Genomic DNA, 15,631 nt, shown 5'->3' with positions numbered 1-15,631 from the left:
CGGATATGACCACACAGCAGGACCACGCGCCGGTGACACCGGCGCGCAGCCGAATAGACGATCTCGACGCGAAGCTCATCGCGCTGATCGCCGAGCGCAAGCGGATCTCGGCCGGGATCCAGCGGGACCGGATCGCGACCGGCGGCGTGCGCACGGACACCGCGCGGGAACTGGAGATCTTCCGCCGCTACCGCACCGCGTTCGGCACCGCCGGATCGGCGCTGGGCTCGACGGTGCTGGAGATCTGCCGGGGCAGGCTCGGCGCGGAGCGCGATCAGGCCGCCCTCGAGCGGGCGAAGGAACCGGACACCCGGCCGTTGCGGCTGGGAGCGTTCACGTTCGCCAACTGCGGCGCGGTGCGCTGGGGGCTCGGGGACCGGCCGCTGGAGACCGGTTCGCCGGAGGCGATGGCGGCGGCGCTGCTGGCGGGTGAGGTGGACGTCGCGCCGATCAGCCTCGTCGAGTACCTGCGCAACCACGACCGGCTGCTGGCGCTGCCGGATCTGGCGATCGGCAGTGACGGTGAGGTGCTGTCGTGTCAGCTCTTCACCCGCGGACCGCTCGCGGACCTGGAGGGCGGGCGCGTCGCGCTCGGCTCGACCAGCCGCACGGCGGCGCTGCTCGCGACGATCCTGCTCACCGAATCGGTCGGGGTGACCGCCGAGTACCGCGTGGAGCCGCCCGTACTGGCGGACATGCTGCGCGGTGCCGACGCCGCGGTGCTGATCGGCGACGCGGCGCTGGTCGAGACGCTGCATCCGCGTCCGGGACTGCGCGTGCACGACCTTGGCACGCTGTGGCGGGACTGGACGGGCTTGCCGATGGTGTTCGCGGTGTGGGCGGTTCGCCGTTCCACAGCCGCGCGCCGTCCGGCGGACGTGTCCGCCGCCCACGCCACGCTGCTGGAGGCCGCGCGCCAAGGCGTCCGTCAGCTTGACGCGGTGGCGGAATCGTTGGCTGGCAGCGGTTTGTTCACCCGCGAGGAAATGTCGCGCTACCTCGCGACCCTCGACCACACCCTGGGCGAACGGCATCTCGCGGGCATCCGGCACTTCGCGAAACTCGCGGCGCGGCACGGAGCCGTGCCCGAGGGCGCCGACATCACCTTCTTCGGAGGAGCCGCATGATTCGGCACATCGTGCTGTTCAAGCTCAAGGACGGCGTGACTCGGGACGATCCGCGCGTGCCCGTCGCCGAGTCCATGGCGCGCCGGGTCGGTGACGAGGTGCCCGACCTGCGCTACTGGTACGCGGGCCGGAACTTCTCGGACCGGCCGGTCGCCTACGACTTCGTGGTGATCGGGCTGGTGGAGGACGAGGCCGCGCTGGACCGGTACATGACGCACCCGTTCCACCAGGACGCCATCGCGGTCTGGCGGGAGATCAGCGACTGGGTGATCGCGGACGTCGTCGAGCGGGACGCGACGGTCGTGGCCCACGACGTCAACGACGCTGCCGCCGTGCGCTGATCACGAGGGAGAGGCATGTTCACGATCTTCAACGAGGAACTGGCCGAGGTCGCCCGGCGGTTGCGTGACGACCACCGCGACTTCGTCGCCGGACGGTGGGACGCAGCCAGGCTGGAGGCGCACCGGGTCACTGAGCTCAAGTCCACTGTGGACTATGTGCGAGCGAATTCGCCTTTCTACGGCAGGCAGTTGGCCGACGTGCGTACCGAGGACATCACGTCGTCGGCCGGTGCGGCGTGGCACGCGGTGCCGTTCACGACGAAAGACGACCTGCGCGCGGCCCAGCACGACATCCTGTCCCGGCCGTTGTCCAAGGCGTGGATCTTCTACGAGACGACAGGCACCACCGGGGCGTCGACGCCGTGTCCGCGTGACAACGTGGACAGTCTGGCCAACAACACGGCGCTGACCGTCCACTACGACACGATCTTCCGGCGGTACGGCGACGATCAGGTGATCGGCGTGTCCGGGCCGACCGAATTGCACGCGTTCGGCGACACGTTCGGCGATGTATGCCGGAATCTGGGCCTTGCCGTGGCGAAGATGTGGCCGCATTCGCCGATGGTCGGTTTCGACCGGGCCGTCGCGGTGTTGCGCGACCTGGGGATCACGGGGCTGTTCTGCACACCGGGCATGGCGTTGTCGCTGGCGAAGCGGCTGCACGCGGCCGGACTCGACCCGCGCCGGGATCTGCGGGTGCGGGTCCTGATGCTGACCGGCGAGCTGGCGTCGCCGGAATTGCTGGCCAACATAGGCGAGCTGTGGGGCGCACGGGCGTACAACGCGCTGTACGCCTCACAGGAGGCGTCGGTGCTGGGTGCGGCGGGTGAGGACGGCGGGCTGTACACGGCACCGCTAATCAACCACTACGAGGTCATCGATCCGGCCACGGGAGAGCCTGCCGCCGCTACCGGGGACGTGACCCTCGGGGAGCTCGTCGTCACCTCGCTGTACCAGGGCGCGAAGCCACTGGTGCGTTACCGCACGGGCGACTTGGTGCGCCTCACGCGCGGCGACGCCGGTGCGACGCTGCCGTCCGACCGGCTGGAGGTGCTGGGCCGCACGCGGGACGAACTGGTCATCGGCGGGCGGCGGATCAGTGGCTACGACCTGGAGAACCTGCTGCTCGGCCACGTGCGAGGTTACCTGGACTACCAGGTGGTGCTCGACTGCGACGAGTCCGGCGCGGACCGGCTGTCGCTGCGCCTGGAGGCTGCCGCGGACGAGCCGCCGCGCGTCGATCCGGCGATCGCCGACCACTGCCGGGACGTGCTGGGTGTCGAGGTGAGCGTGGGTCACGACCGGTTCGGCAGCATCACCGGCACGGGCGCGATGGTGAGCTGGAAGGCCGCCCGCGTGGTGGACAACCGCTCCGGCGCGGACACCGACGGGGAGACGGCCGCCGCGGCGTCCCTCGCGTCCGCGAGGACCTGACGTGACCGCGGAAGTGTCGGACGGGTCGCGGACCGAGGCGCGGCCCGCGACGACGGCGTGGGCGTACCACCTGGACGGCTTCGTCCCGGTCGCCGAGGCCACGGTCCCGGTCACCACACAGGGCCTGCACTACGGCACGGGCGTGTTCGAAGGCATCAGGGCGCATGTGGTGCCAGGACGGCCGGAGCTCGCGGTGTTCCGCCTGCGTGACCACCTGGAGCGGTTCACGCGATCGTGCCGCCTGCTGCGTATCGACCTGCCGCACGACGTGGACGAGCTGATGGCACTGGTCGTTGAACTGTTGTCCCGCAACGGGTCGGCGAGCGATACCTACATCAGGCCATTGGCGTACAAGTACCGCCTGCTGCCCGGGACGCGGCCGGGGGTGTCCTTGCGCGGCAACTCCGACGCGTTGTCGGTCATCGCGTTCGCTTTGGGCGACTACTCGCCGACGGCGGGCATACGCTGCTCGATCAGCTCGTGGACGCGGCCGACCGGCCGGTCGCTCCCGGTGCGCGCCAAGGCGACCGGGGCCTACCTGAACAACGCGCTGGCCGTGGACGAAGCGCGGGCGGCGGGTTACGACGACGCGATCCTCCTCAACGAGCGCGGCGGCGTGGCGGAGGCGAGCACGGCCAACGTGTTCGTCGTGCGCGGCGAAGAGCTGCTCACCCCACCACCCGACGCCGACATCCTCGAAGGCATCACCCGCGACACCGTGCGGGTGCTCGCGGCGGAACTCGGCTTCGGCTATGCGGAACGGCCGCTGCAACCGGCCGACCTCCTGGTGGCGGACGAGGTTTTCCTCACCGGCACGGGCCTGGGTGTCACGCCCGTCGTCGAGATCGCCGGCCGGGGCGTCGGCGACGGCGAACCCGGCCCCGTCACAACCGGACTTCGGCGCCGCTACCACGACCTGGTGCGGGGCTCGGACGATCGGCACGAGCACTGGATCACCCGCGTGCGCGTGCCCTGAACTGAATTGGGAGAGCGACATGTCTGTGGCAGAACCGGTGCTGTTGGCCGAACCTCGCCTGGCTGTCCTGTCGGGCGGCGACGTGCCCGTGAAGGCCGTCGGCACGCTGGGCCCGGCGGGGACGAGCAGCGAACAGGCGGCGCGCCACGTGTGGCGCACCTTCGCCGCCGACGGCCCGCCGGAGATCAAGCTGTTCGGCACCTACGAGGAAGCCGCGGACGCGTTGCGGTCCGGCGACGTGAGCCACGTCGTCGTGGCCAGTGCGTATTCCGGCGTCAACGACTACTACATGGACACCAGGCTGGCGCTGGCCAGCGCGTTCATCCGGGACACGCCCCTGTACGGCCTGGCGCGCCGCCGGGACCGGGAGGTGCTGACGGACCGGCCGCGGGTCGCCACGCATCCCGCGCCGCTGGCGCTGATCACGCAATTGCTGCCGGAGCGGTTCACCGGCCACGAGGCGGTCAAGGTGCACTCCACCAGCGCCGCCGCGATCGCCGTCCGCGACGGTTTGGTGGACCTTGCCCTCACGACGCAGCCGGCGGTGGCGGCGCACGACTTGGAGTTCGTCTCGCGCACCCGCACGATCCGGATGCTGTGGTCGGTGTTCGTCGCCGCCCGGGACTGAACGGAGAAACATGCTCTTCCTCGACGAACACGACGTCCACCGGCTGTACCCGGTGGACGCGGCGATCGACCTGATGGCGGAGGCGATGCGCCGCTACAGCGCGGGGCAGGTGAGCCAGCCGCTGCGCACGATCCTGCGCCCACCGACCGAAACGGGGCTGCTGGGCACCATGCCGTGCCACGTGGCGGGCGACGGCCACGCCGGGTTCGGCCTCAAGGCGATGGTCCTCAAACCGGAGAACCCCGCGCGCGGACTGGATCTGCACATCGGCGTGGTGATGGTGTTCGACCCGGACACCGGGCGGCCGCTGGCCGTGATGGACGCGGGCGCGATCACCGCCACCCGCACGGCGGCCGTGTCGGCGGTGGCCACCGACGTGCTGGCACCGCCCGACGCGGGCGACCTCGCCGTGCTCGGCTCGGGTGTGCAGGGGCGCAGCCATCTGCGGGCGCTCGCCGTGGTGCGCAAGCTGCGGCGGGTGCGGGTGTGGTCGCGGACCCGCGCGCACGCCGAGGACTACCGCACGTGGGCCGAGGGCCTCGGCATCGACGTGGAGGTCGCGCCGGACGTGCGGTCGGCGCTCGCGGGGGCGGACCTGGTGTGCACGACCACCGCTGCCCGCGAACCGATCGTCGAGGCGGACTGGGTGGCGCCCGGCGCGCACCTCAACGTGGTGGGCGGGTCGTTCGCCGACGCGCGCGAGCTGTCGTCGGAGACCGTGGCCGGGGCGGCGGTGTTCGTGGACAGCCGGGAATCGGCGGCGGCCGAGTCCGGTGACCTGCGTGCCCCGCTGGCCGAGGGCCTGATCGGGCCGGACCACGTGCGGGCCGAACTCGGCGAGGTCCTGCTCGGGCGGCATCCCGGCCGGAGCGGTCCGGACGAGACCACGCTCTACAAGTCGCTCGGTTTGGCCGTACAGGACACCATGTCGGGCTTCTACGTGGCCCGCGCCGCGCTGGAGGAGACGTCATGACCCCGGTTCCCCGCGCGGCACTGGACGAGGTGCCGCTGTACGTGCCGAAACCGCCGGTGGCGCGGGCGGAGGGCGTGTCGCATCGGTTGTTCCTCAACGAGAACCCGTACGCGCCACTGCCGTCGGTGCTGGCGGAGATCTCGCGGGCGGCGCTGACCGCGCACCACTATCCGGAGATCGTGCCGGGCGAACTGGTGGCGGCACTCGCCGCACGGCTGGGCGTGCCGGAGAGCGACGTGGTGACCGGCCCGGGTTCGGTGGGGATCTACCAGCAGGTGGCGCAGGCGATCCTGGAACCGGGTGACGACGTCGTGTACGCGTGGCCGTCGTTCGAGGCGTTCCCGATCGTGGCCCGGATCGCCGGGGCGCGGCCGGTGCCGGTGCCGCTGCGGGACGGTGTGCACGATCTGGCGGCGATCGCCGACCGCGTCACGCCGCGCACGCGGGCCGTGTTCCTCTGCGATCCCAACAATCCGACCGGCACCTCCGTCGACGCGGACGGGTTGTCGGCGTTCCTGTCCGCCGTGCCCGAGTCGGTGCTGGTGGTGCTGGACGAGGCGTACCGCGAGTACAGCACGTCGGCGGTGGACGGCGTCGAGCTGTACCGCAGGCACCCGAACGTGGTGGCGCTGCGGACATTCTCGAAGGCGTACGGCTTGGCGGGACTGCGCGTGGGTTACGGCGTGGCGCAGCCGTCGATCAGCGCGGCCCTGCGCAAATGCGCCGTTCCGTGCGGGGTCGGCGGGATCGGGGTCCGCGCGGCGCTGGCGTCCCTCGCGGCGGAGCCGGAGTTGTCGGAGCGGGTGGCCGCCGTCAAGGCGGACCGGGACGCTTTGCGCGCGGCACTGGTGGAACGCGGTGTGCCGGTGCCGCCCAGCGACACGAACTTCCTGTGGCTGCCACTGGGATCACGGGCGGACGAGGTGGCCGCGGTACTGGAGCGGGCCGGTCTGCTGACCCGCCTGTATCCCGGCGTCGGCATCCGCCTGACGGTCGGGACGGCGGAGGCCAACGCCGCCGTCGTCGCCGTGCTGGAGACGGTTTTCGCCGCGGCCTGAAGAAGCTGCCCGCGAGTGGTCGTGAGTGGCTTCGTCAGGGAGCGGACCGGTATTTGCCTACCTGCCCCGGATCGGCCCGAGGCCACCTGCCCGCCATTCACGACCCCCACGCCCACAGTGGCGGGTAGTGAAGGACTCTTTCCCTACCTTCAGGGTAGGTAAGGAGGCCTTCACGGCCAGGTGAACGTGTGCATGCGGCGGTCACCCGCTAGTCAGCGGTACAGAGCGAAGCTGCCCACGAGTTTGTCCACCGCTTTGCGTGGGCCCGCGACGGCGACCCCCACGTAGGGCAGTTCGGCCGTGCCACTTTCGGACATGCGTGAGGTGTACTCGTCGTAGGTGCGTGAGGTCTGCGCCGTGCGCGTGAAATCGACGACGAACACCGACGGCACCGCCGCCGCCCGCACCACGAGCGAGGCCAGCGTTTCCGTGTCGCCCTTGAGGATCGGCACGGGGATGCTGGTGATGCCCCGGTGCACGAACCCGTCGGCGTCCTTGACGTCGTCGCCGAGCACACCGTCCACGTGCCTGCCGACGGTGAGGGAGAGGATGGCCGCCGTGTTGAGCGCCAAGCCGACAGGCAGCTCCCCATCGACAACGATCACACATTTTTCGGGTGCGTCAACCGCCATGATTCCACTCTACCAATGGGGATCTTGACCGATTTCGAGGCCTCATCAAACCGAGCCGGCGGGGGATCGGAGGTGCTGGCCGAGGTCCGCTCCCGCGTCGGGCCGCAGGCGCGAGATGCCGTCGTAGACCGTCCGGCGGCCAGGGCTTCGCGCGCGGCGGCGTCGTGGATTCGTCCACTGTGGACGGAAGTCTCCTGTCGGGCGGCTAAAAGAGATGGCGCTCCAGCAGATCGCGAACGCGAGTTACGCTCACCAGTGGATGTCGAGGTGGCGGAACGGCCACGCGACCTGATGAAAGGCGCTACATGGCTCAGAAAGTCGTCATCCAGATCGTGGACGACCTCGACGGCGGGACAGCGACCCAGACGGTCCCGTTCGCGCTCGACGGCGTCTCGTACGAGATCGATCTTTCGGACGGGAACGCCAAGGCGTTGCGTGAAGAACTCGTGCGCTATATCGAGGCGGGCAAGCGGGTCGGCGGACGCCGGGTCAAGGTCGCGGTCGGACAAGCGACGGTGCTCGATGTCGTAGACGGGGTGAAGAAGCCGACCGATCGCGAGCGCAATCAGCGCGTGCGCGCCTGGGCGGGTGAGAACGGTTACGCGATCGCTGAACGCGGCCGGATCCCGAATGAGATCTACGAGGCGTTCGACGCCGCGGAATCAGCTGCCGCCGAAAGCGAAATCCGGCAGCCGGATGAACTCCCGGCAGCCGGATTTCGCTTTCCCCCGGATCAGGGGTGATAGATCTCCTTGACGGTGGCGATCCGGTCGTCGCCGTTCACGCTGATCTGAGCGAGCACCGGGTTGCCGTACTTCAGTTGCTGGATCAGCTGCTCCTGACCACACGGCTGGTCGCCGTAGCCCTGGTCGTCGATGGTGACCGATTCGCCCGGGCACAGGGTGGCCGCGCTGAACACCTCGCCGCCCTTCTGCAAGGGAAGCCGGTAGGTCTTGCTGTCGACCGGTGCGGACTGGCCGCCCTTCTGGTGGGTGATCAGCTGGAAGCGGACCATTCGCACACTGGCGTCGTATCCGGTGAACTGCACCGACTGGGTGGAGTTCGGGAACTTGCGGACCTGCCCCTCGGGCGCCTTCCCGGTGCCGCCCGAGGGCCGGGTCTCCAGTTGCAGGGAGTCGTTGGGCACGCCACAGACCACCGCGCCCTGTGCGCCGGCGGAGTCCGCTTGACGGGCGCAGGTCCACCTCCCCTGGACGTCGAGCACCCGCTCGCCGGGGCCTTCCGCCTGCGGCAGTTTCTGGAAGTACTCGGTGATCACGTTGTAGGCCTCGGTACAGCCCGGCGTGGTGCCGTCGGTGGCGGCCACCGCGATCAGATCCATCTTCTGCCGCCCGGGTGCGCCGACCTGCCCGCCGTGTTCGCTGCAGTTGACGTCGCCATTCGAGGCGGCGCCGGTACCTCCGGCGGCGGCCCCCTGTCCGCCGCCGTCCGGCACCTGCTCGATGGCCGCGGTCTCCGCCGCGTTCCGTATTGGAGAACTGTTTCCCGCGACACCATTTCCGCCGCACGCGGAAAGGAGTGCGGTGGCGGCGACCGCCCCGCCCACGATCGCCATTTTGATTGTCTTCTTCGTGGTGAATTCCATTTCAGCGCCCCTCTCGCGTCATTTATCGAAGCTTTGTCCAGCAAGACGCAAGAAGTGGAATCGGGTTGCCCCAGGGTGCTGTCATGGCGAAGAGTTGCCCGAAGGTTCGCACCGCCCTGTCCCCACGGGCAGGATCTCGGCGGGCCGCGCAACCCTGGTGTGGTGGCAGGGGGAGTGGTTACGGAATGACCCGGTTCCGCAGGTTGTTCGGGTACGGGCCTTCGCCGTGGATGTTCAGCTCGTTGCCCACCTCGAAACTGTAGTACGGGTGCGAGTTGAAGTAGCTGTCCAGATTGGTGCCGCCGAAGCAGATCAGATCCGCGCCACCACCCGAATTGGGGCCGTTGCACAGGCTCAGCGTCGGATATCGGAACGAGTCCACCGGCCGGAAACCGGCGCCGCCGGGGCCGGGGAAGGGCAGGTGCCCGATCAGTCCGCCGGGGTCACCCGGCCAGTTCGACTCGACGGGCTGCCGCCGCCCGTCGGCGAACAGCACACCTTGTACGTTCCGTCCGGGCGGCTCGGTTTCCAGCACGGTGCCCGCGACGAGGGCGCCGAGGCTGAACCCGACGATGTACACCTTGGTGTCGAGGTCGCAGCCATAGGTGACGTAGAGGTTGTAGAGCGCGGTCCTGAGGTTGGCGACGCCCGCGTCGACGTCGGCGTACAGATTGACGTCCCCCGCGCCGTTCGGGTACGGGATGCGCACCGGGTTGGCGCCACCGGGCGCGAGCGCCGGGTCCAGAAGTTTCTGCGCCCCGCCGTCCTGGTACCCGGGCACGACGAACATGACCGGTCCGCACGCGCCGTCCGGCCTGGCGGCGGACGCCTGCGCCGCCCCGGAACCGGCGATCGCGGTGGCCAGGGTGACGACGGACAGAACGGCGGTCGCGAGCAAGCGCGCTCCGACTCTTTTCATCGGTTTTCTCCCCACTGTCGAATTCCCGGCTGAACGCTAATGAGCACCGATGAAATATCGATGAAACGCCAGGCCCCGCTTGGGGTAAGGCAACTGTTTACGGTTGGCACACCGGCCAATCGACGCCGCGGTGGTTCGTACCTTGCCGGAGGCGTCTGACACGGCGGCCACACTCACGAGACCCGGCCCAGCTGTCACCGACGCCCGTCGCCTGAAGTACATGAAGGCCCCCTTCCTTGCGCTAGGCGCAGGGTCCCGGCAAAGTCGCAGAGCTGCTGGTCAGCGCTGCTCTTGGTAATCCGGGCTTGATATCGCTAGTGCCCGCAAGGGTCGAGCGGGGAGGATTCCGGACGTTGAACGTCCGGAATCCTCCCCGCTCAAGGGGGCTCCGCAACCGGTGTGCCCGCTGACGGTGAAGGAATGGGGACACTCAACGTCCCAATTCCTTCATCGTCAGCCTCATGCAGGCGGCGAATAGCCGACTGACCTGCAAGATCTCGACTTTGCCGGGACCCTGGCGCTAGGCGCAAGGAAGGGGGCCTTCACGTACTTGGGCCTTCACGCGCGGCGCGGTGGCTGGTGGTGTTGGCCTCACCGTCCTTACCGTTCAGGAGGATCCGTAGGCGGTGGCGACCGCGGCGGCGCGGTCGCGCAGGGAGGTGCGTAACCAGGGCGGGGCAAGGGCTTCCGCGTTGGTGGCGAGCTGCCACAGTGCCCACTCGGCGTGCCTTGAGTCCTGGAAGGTCACCTCCAGCCGCAGCCAGCCGTCCGCGTCGGTTTCTTCGGCGAGGACGGCCACCGCGGTGCCCACCAGGTCCTCCCGCCGCGCCGGGGTCACCCGTACCTGTACGGCGACCTGGTCGCCGCCTGCCCGGAACCGCGTGCTGCGTTCCTGCCAGGCCCGGTCCAGGTTGACCAGGTCGGCTCGTTCGGCGGGTTCGGGGAGTTCCTCGGCGGCCGACACCCGGGACAGCCGGTAGGTGCGGTCCTCGCCGGACCTCGTGGCCAGCAGGTAGCCCTGTTCGCGGACGGTGACCAGGCCGATCGGATCCACCGTGCGCCAGTGCGGTTTCCCGCCCGCGGCCGCGTAGTGGATGCGTAGCTTGTGCCCGGCGAACACCGCGCGCCGGATCTCGGCCACGATCGCGTCGGGTACCTCTTCGGCGGCCACTCGGCGGGCGAGGAGGTCGGTCTCCGGGTCGATGAGCAAACGCTGGGCCGCGCCCGCCGCGGTGTCCCGATGGCCTTCGGGTAGCGCGTCGATCACCTTGAGCATGGCGGAAGCGAGCGCCGAGCCGAGGCCGAACACCTGCGCGCCGCGCCGTGATCCGGCGACCAGCAGGGCGAGCGCCTCGTCGTGGTTCAGCCCGGTGAGTTCGGTCTGGAAACCGGGCAGCAACGCGAAACCGCCGTGCCTGCCGCGTTCGGCGTAGACCGGGACCCCCGCCGCGGACAGCGCCTCGATGTCCCGCAGCACGGTGCGGGTGGACACCTCCAGCTCGCGGGCCAGCGTGGCCGCGGACAGCCTGCCGCGGTGGCGCAGCAGCAACACCAGCGAGACCAACCGGTCGGCGCGCATACGAAAACTCTAGCGGAATACACGACACAGGATGTCGTGATTCGCTGAGAGGCTCCTTCACATGACAAGCAAGACCGTGGCCACTGAGCCGAACGACCTGGGCAAGTTTTTCATCGAGCGTGGCAACGCGGGCGATGTCGAGGGGCTGGTGGCGTTGTACGAGCCGGACGCCGTGCTGGCGTTCCCACCGGGCTCCCTCGCGACCGGACACGCGGAGATCCGCAAAGTGTACGAGCAGTTCATGGCGGCCGCGCCGGTACTCGAACCGGGCAGGCAGCATCCGGCCCTGGTGAGCGGCGACCTGGCGCTCACGGTGGTCACGCTGACCACGGGCGAGCTGACCGTCGAGATCGCCCGTCGCCAGCCGGACGGGTCGTGGCTCTGGGTGCTGGACCAGCCGATGCTCGTGCCTTAGTGGTCACCATCGGAAGTCCTCCGGGGGTCTCGACGGCCCAGCTTCCCGCTGGACGCACGGCCGCAAGGCCCGAGTACGACACCGGTACGAGGACCTCGCGGCCGCACGCCCAGCGGAAACCTGGATCCGCCGAATACCCCCGAAGGACTTCCGATGGCAACCACTTAGTGGACCGGCGGTTCGCGACTATCGGCGTCTACGGCTTCACCGCCGGGGCCTTCATGGAGAGGCTCGTCGGCGAGGGCGTGGGGTTGCTGCTCGACCTCCGCCAGCGCCGCGGCGTCCGGGGTCCTGACTACGCCTGGGCGAACTCGGTGCGGCTCCAGGGCGCGCTCGCCGCGGCGGACATCGGGTATCGGCACGTGAAGGAGCTCGCGCCGACGACCGAGTTGCGACGGCTCCAGTATCGCGAGGACGACCGTCAGGGCGTGGGCAAGCGCAACCGTGTCGCGCTCGCGCCCGAGTACACCGAGCGCTACACCCGGGAGATCCTCGACCCGTTCGACCTCGGCGTGCTCGTGGCGGAGCTTCCCGGCGACTCGGTGACCGTGCTCCTCTGCGTCGAACGCGATCCGGAGGCGTGCCACCGTTCACTCGTGGCCGCTCGCGTCCGTGCCGAACACGGTTTGCCGGTCGCGGATCTCCGCCCCTGCTGAATTCGGACCGCACCCGCCCGTTCTTCCTGGCGGGTGCGGTCCGTGGGCATTCCCGTCAGGTCGAGCAGTTCTTGGCCGAACCCGTGTTCACCTTGGCGCCGGTGAACTCTTCGAGTATCGCGATGTTTTCCGGGGCATAGTTCTTGGCGACGATCTTGTCCACGTCCGGGCTGCCGAGTTTGCTCGCGTAAGGGGCGGATTGATCGAGCCAGTACGCCGCACGGAGGAACTCGACGAGTACCAGTTCGCGTAGTTCGGGCTGAGCTTTGGCCTTGGCCCAATAGTCGGGGTGTTTGGCTTTGGCGACGCGCAGATAGAGCAGAAGGTAGCGAATGTTGGTGGCGGCGATGTCCCTGGAGTTGCTGGCTCCCACGCCTTGAATGTACTCGGCGACGACCGTCGCCGCCGGCAATCCCATGAGCCCGGCGTTGAGTTCCGCCATGACCCCTTGCATGCGATACGACCCTTGCTGCTGGTCCCGCAGGTAGATGCCGTCCATCGAGTCGGTGAGCTTGTCCGTGATCAGCGGCAGGATCTCGCGCCGGGGGAATCCGCCGTGGAGCGGGACCTTCATCGCCTTGCGGGAATTGTTGATCCACGCGGACATGTACACGTCCCAAGAGGTTCTCGACGGATCAAGGTCCCACATGTGGGTCTCTTCGTGGATCGCCACCATCAGGGATTCGGCGAGCGCGTTGAAGCTGGTCTTGTTGACGAACTGGCTGAAATACTTGTCCTTCGCTTGAGCGATCGCGAGGCCTTCGCCGCTGGGCCATCGTCGCTTGTACACGGCCTGGATCGTCTGCAACCACTTCGAAGACTGGAAACCGGCTTTGATGTCACTGACATCGGCCTTCGGCTGCACGGGCTCTTCGTAGCAGAAGGGGGCGCGTACGCCGGTCGGACCGGCGTCTTGGGCCGCGGCGGTCGCCGGAATCGAGGTGAGGGACAGAGCGAGGCATACGGTCAGCACGGAAATGGGATATTTTCGACGCATAAGGACCTCGGTTCACGGTAGGGATTTTCCGTGGGTCAGGACGGCAGTGTCCCCTACTCCTCACCGCTACTTCAATGATCTCGGTCCGACTGCGGCTGTACAGGCTAGGAATTATGGCGGCGAACGGGCGAGCCGGTGATCCTCAGGTTCGCGCCAATCGGGACCTGCGCATGCCGTAGCCGAAGTAGATCAGCAGACCGAGCGCCATCCAGCCGCCGAAGACGACCCAGGTGGCGCCGTCGAGGCTGAGCATCATGTAGCCGCAGCACAGCACGCCGAGGATCGGCGTGACGGGGGAGAACGGCACGCGGAACGAGCGTGGCGCCTCCGGTTCCCGCCGCCGCAACAGCAGGACGGCGACGTTCACCAGCCCGAAGGCGAAGAGCGTGCCGATGCTGGTGGCGTCGGCGAGCCTCCCGAGCGGGATGAACGCGGCCAGCGTCGCGACGAAACCGGAGACCACCAGGGTGTTGATCCTCGGTGTGCCGGTCTTGGGGTCCACTTTGGACAGCGAGGCCGGAACCAGGCCGTCGCGGGACATCGAGAACAGGATGCGTGTCTGTCCGTAGAGGACGGTCAGCACGACGCTGGAGATCGCGACGATCGCGCCGACGGCGAGCAGCGCGGCCCACAGCGGGTTGCCGGAGACGGCGCCGAGCACGTGCGAGAGCGCGGCTTCCAGCTCGACGAACTGCTGCCACGGCAGCGCGCCGACCGCGGCCACGGCGACGAGGCAGTACAGCACGGTGACGATGGCGAGCGAGAGCAGGATCGCCCTCGGCAGGTCGCGCTGCGGGTTCTTCGCCTCCTCGCCCGCCGTCGACGCCGCGTCGAAGCCGATGTAGGAGAAGAACAGTTTGGCGCCGCCGGCGCTGAGCCCGGCGAGACCGAGCGGCAGGAACGGCGTGAAGTTCGCGGCCCGCACGGCGGAGAACGCGATCGCGCAGAACAGCACCAGCGTGCCGATCTTGATCACGACCATGATCGTGTTGGCCCGCGCGCTCTCCTTCGCGCCGGACAGCAGCAGGACCATGGCGAGCAGTACGACGACGATGGCCGGGACGTTGACGATCCCGCCCGAGCCCGGCGGCTGGCTCAGCGCGTCCGGGATGGCGACCCCGAGGGTCAGCCGCAGCAGCTCGTTGACGTACTGCCCCCATCCGACGGCCACCGACGCCACGGAGACGCCGTATTCGAGCACCAGGCACCAGCCGCAGACCCACGCGACCAGCTCGCCGAGGGTGGCGTAGGTGTACGAATAGGACGAACCAGACAACGGGATCATACCGGCGAGTTCGGCGTAGGAGAGCGCGGAGAACAGCGCGGTGATACCGGCGAGCACGAACGACAGCACGACCGCGGGACCCGCGACGGGCACCGCTTCGCCGAGTACGACGAAGATCCCGCTGCCCAGCGTCGCGCCGATGCTCAGCGTGGTCAGCTGCCCGAGGGTGAGGGTGCGCTTCAGCGTGCCGTGATCACTCTCGGCGATCAGGTCGGCGACCGGTTTCCGCCGCACCGCCGCGGCTCGCAGATTCATGCCGACGACCGTATCTGCCGCCTTCGGCGCGCCGAACAGGCCCGGCGGGCCGAGGACCGGAAGAACGCCCGGTGACCAGTTCTGCCGGTCCTTCCGCATGGTCGCCACCGGCCTCGGACGGTGGAATAAGTGCCAGAGAGTCGTCAAGGCATGGAGGTCAGCAGCGTGGCACGCCACCGCAGCACTCAGGTGACCGCGTTGGCCGACCGGGCGCCATCGTCGGCCGACGGCAACGCGTTCCTCGCGGCGTTGCACGCCGAGCACCGGGAGCCGTTGCTGCGCTTCACCCGCCGTCTGCTCCCCGTCGACCCGCACCGGGCCGAGGACGTGGTGCAGGAATGCCTGTTCCGTGCCTGGCGGAACAGCGAAACCCTTTCCGCCAAAGGGACTTCGGTGCGCGGATGGCTGTTCACCGTCGCCCGCAATCTCATCGTCGACTGGGCCCGCCGGGACAACGCCAGGCCGGTGCTGTTCGGCGACGACGACTTCGATCTGCTGCCAGGGCGGGTCGACTTCGCCGACGAGGTCGTCGAACGGTGTGTCATCGAGGAGGGGCTGGCCCAGCTCACTCCGATGCAGCGCGAAGCACTCGAACACGTCTACCGGCTGGACCGCACCCGCCAGCGCGCGGCGGTGAGCATCGGCGTGCCGGTCGGCACGGTCAAGTCGCGGGTGCACCACGCGAAGATCGCCATGACCGAGGTGCTGGCCTGCCACGGGGTCACCGCGGCGGGGTGGTGATCGGCGGGA

General features: G+C 69.0%; 17 protein-coding genes. 11 read left to right on the top strand and 6 right to left on the bottom strand.

Going from position 1 to position 15,631, the window contains the following annotated elements:
- Nucleotides 1–5 precede the first annotated feature (5 nt).
- The 7 genes from ACLARN_RS29795 to ACLARN_RS29765 are packed head-to-tail and all read left to right on the top strand — an operon-like array spanning nucleotide 6 to nucleotide 6,537.
- Nucleotides 6–1,127, top strand: coding sequence for a chorismate mutase (locus tag ACLARN_RS29795; protein WP_409494789.1), 1,122 nt, complete (start codon nucleotides 6–8; stop codon nucleotides 1,125–1,127).
- Nucleotides 1,124–1,468 (top strand): Dabb family protein, encoded by a 345-nt coding sequence (locus ACLARN_RS29790; protein ID WP_409494788.1) that lies wholly within the window; start codon nucleotides 1,124–1,126, stop codon nucleotides 1,466–1,468. The genes ACLARN_RS29795 and ACLARN_RS29790 overlap by 4 nt, the downstream gene beginning before the upstream one ends.
- 15 nt (nucleotides 1,469–1,483) lie before the next feature.
- A complete protein-coding gene (locus ACLARN_RS29785; RefSeq protein ID WP_409494787.1) occupies nucleotides 1,484–2,902 on the top strand; it encodes a phenylacetate--CoA ligase family protein in 1,419 nt (472 codons plus the stop codon).
- Between the two features lies 1 nt (nucleotide 2,903).
- On the top strand, nucleotides 2,904–3,878 hold the full coding sequence (locus tag ACLARN_RS29780) for a branched-chain amino acid transaminase (protein ID WP_409494786.1): 975 nt from the start codon (nucleotides 2,904–2,906) through the stop codon (nucleotides 3,876–3,878).
- A gap of 19 nt (nucleotides 3,879–3,897) precedes the next feature.
- Nucleotides 3,898–4,506: a prephenate dehydratase domain-containing protein gene (locus tag ACLARN_RS29775; protein ID WP_409494785.1), complete on the top strand. Its 609-nt coding sequence runs from the start codon at nucleotides 3,898–3,900 to the stop codon at nucleotides 4,504–4,506.
- A 10-nt stretch (nucleotides 4,507–4,516) separates the two neighbouring features.
- Nucleotides 4,517–5,479: an ornithine cyclodeaminase family protein gene (locus ACLARN_RS29770; RefSeq protein ID WP_409494784.1), complete on the top strand. Its 963-nt coding sequence runs from the start codon at nucleotides 4,517–4,519 to the stop codon at nucleotides 5,477–5,479.
- Nucleotides 5,476–6,537, top strand: a complete 1,062-nt coding sequence (locus ACLARN_RS29765; protein ID WP_409494783.1) for a histidinol-phosphate transaminase — start codon at nucleotides 5,476–5,478, stop codon at nucleotides 6,535–6,537. The genes ACLARN_RS29770 and ACLARN_RS29765 overlap by 4 nt, the downstream gene beginning before the upstream one ends.
- Nucleotides 6,538–6,749: 212 nt before the next feature.
- On the opposite strand, the gene ACLARN_RS29760 is transcribed toward ACLARN_RS29765, so the two are convergent.
- Nucleotides 6,750–7,169, bottom strand: a complete 420-nt coding sequence (locus ACLARN_RS29760) for a DUF2000 domain-containing protein (RefSeq protein WP_409494782.1) — start codon at nucleotides 7,167–7,169, stop codon at nucleotides 6,750–6,752.
- Between the two features lie 305 nt (nucleotides 7,170–7,474).
- On the opposite strand from ACLARN_RS29760, the gene ACLARN_RS29755 reads away from it, so the two are divergent.
- Nucleotides 7,475–7,912, top strand: coding sequence for a histone-like nucleoid-structuring protein Lsr2 (locus ACLARN_RS29755; protein ID WP_409494781.1), 438 nt, complete (start codon nucleotides 7,475–7,477; stop codon nucleotides 7,910–7,912).
- On the opposite strand, the gene ACLARN_RS29750 is transcribed toward ACLARN_RS29755, so the two are convergent.
- The 3 genes from ACLARN_RS29750 to ACLARN_RS29740 all read right to left on the bottom strand — a co-directional run bounded on the left by ACLARN_RS29750 (nucleotide 7,903) and on the right by ACLARN_RS29740 (nucleotide 11,273).
- On the bottom strand, nucleotides 7,903–8,775 hold the full coding sequence (locus ACLARN_RS29750) for a hypothetical protein (protein WP_409494780.1): 873 nt from the start codon (nucleotides 8,773–8,775) through the stop codon (nucleotides 7,903–7,905). The two genes, ACLARN_RS29755 and ACLARN_RS29750, sit on opposite strands and share 10 nt — an antisense overlap.
- 178 nt (nucleotides 8,776–8,953) lie before the next feature.
- Nucleotides 8,954–9,694 (bottom strand): hypothetical protein, encoded by a 741-nt coding sequence (locus tag ACLARN_RS29745; protein ID WP_409494779.1) that lies wholly within the window; start codon nucleotides 9,692–9,694, stop codon nucleotides 8,954–8,956.
- A gap of 607 nt (nucleotides 9,695–10,301) precedes the next feature.
- Nucleotides 10,302–11,273, bottom strand: a complete 972-nt coding sequence (locus ACLARN_RS29740; protein WP_409494778.1) for a helix-turn-helix transcriptional regulator — start codon at nucleotides 11,271–11,273, stop codon at nucleotides 10,302–10,304.
- 76 nt (nucleotides 11,274–11,349) lie between these two features.
- Here ACLARN_RS29740 and ACLARN_RS29735 point away from each other — a divergent pair, with 76 nt between their 5' ends.
- Entirely contained in the window at nucleotides 11,350–11,688 is a 339-nt protein-coding gene (locus tag ACLARN_RS29735) for a YybH family protein (RefSeq protein ID WP_409494884.1), read from the top strand.
- 167 nt (nucleotides 11,689–11,855) lie between these two features.
- Nucleotides 11,856–12,344 (top strand): DUF488 family protein, encoded by a 489-nt coding sequence (locus ACLARN_RS29730; protein WP_409494777.1) that lies wholly within the window; start codon nucleotides 11,856–11,858, stop codon nucleotides 12,342–12,344.
- Nucleotides 12,345–12,399: 55 nt separating this feature from the next.
- Here the strand turns inward: ACLARN_RS29730 and ACLARN_RS29725 are convergent, their stop codons facing one another.
- Together ACLARN_RS29725 and ACLARN_RS29720 are read right to left on the bottom strand one after the other, a co-directional pair.
- On the bottom strand, nucleotides 12,400–13,317 hold the full coding sequence (locus ACLARN_RS29725; protein ID WP_409494776.1) for a hypothetical protein: 918 nt from the start codon (nucleotides 13,315–13,317) through the stop codon (nucleotides 12,400–12,402).
- A 166-nt stretch (nucleotides 13,318–13,483) separates the two neighbouring features.
- Nucleotides 13,484–14,881, bottom strand: coding sequence for an amino acid permease (locus tag ACLARN_RS29720; protein WP_409494883.1), 1,398 nt, complete (start codon nucleotides 14,879–14,881; stop codon nucleotides 13,484–13,486).
- A gap of 129 nt (nucleotides 14,882–15,010) precedes the next feature.
- On the opposite strand from ACLARN_RS29720, the gene ACLARN_RS29715 reads away from it, so the two are divergent.
- On the top strand, nucleotides 15,011–15,622 hold the full coding sequence (locus ACLARN_RS29715) for a sigma-70 family RNA polymerase sigma factor (protein WP_409494775.1): 612 nt from the start codon (nucleotides 15,011–15,013) through the stop codon (nucleotides 15,620–15,622).
- Nucleotides 15,623–15,631 lie beyond the last annotated feature (9 nt).

This window comes from Amycolatopsis sp. cmx-11-12, assembly GCF_046269425.1.
In the GTDB taxonomy this organism is placed as follows: Bacteria; Actinomycetota; Actinomycetes; order Mycobacteriales; family Pseudonocardiaceae; genus Amycolatopsis.
This window is presented reverse-complemented; position numbering and strand designations above follow the sequence as displayed.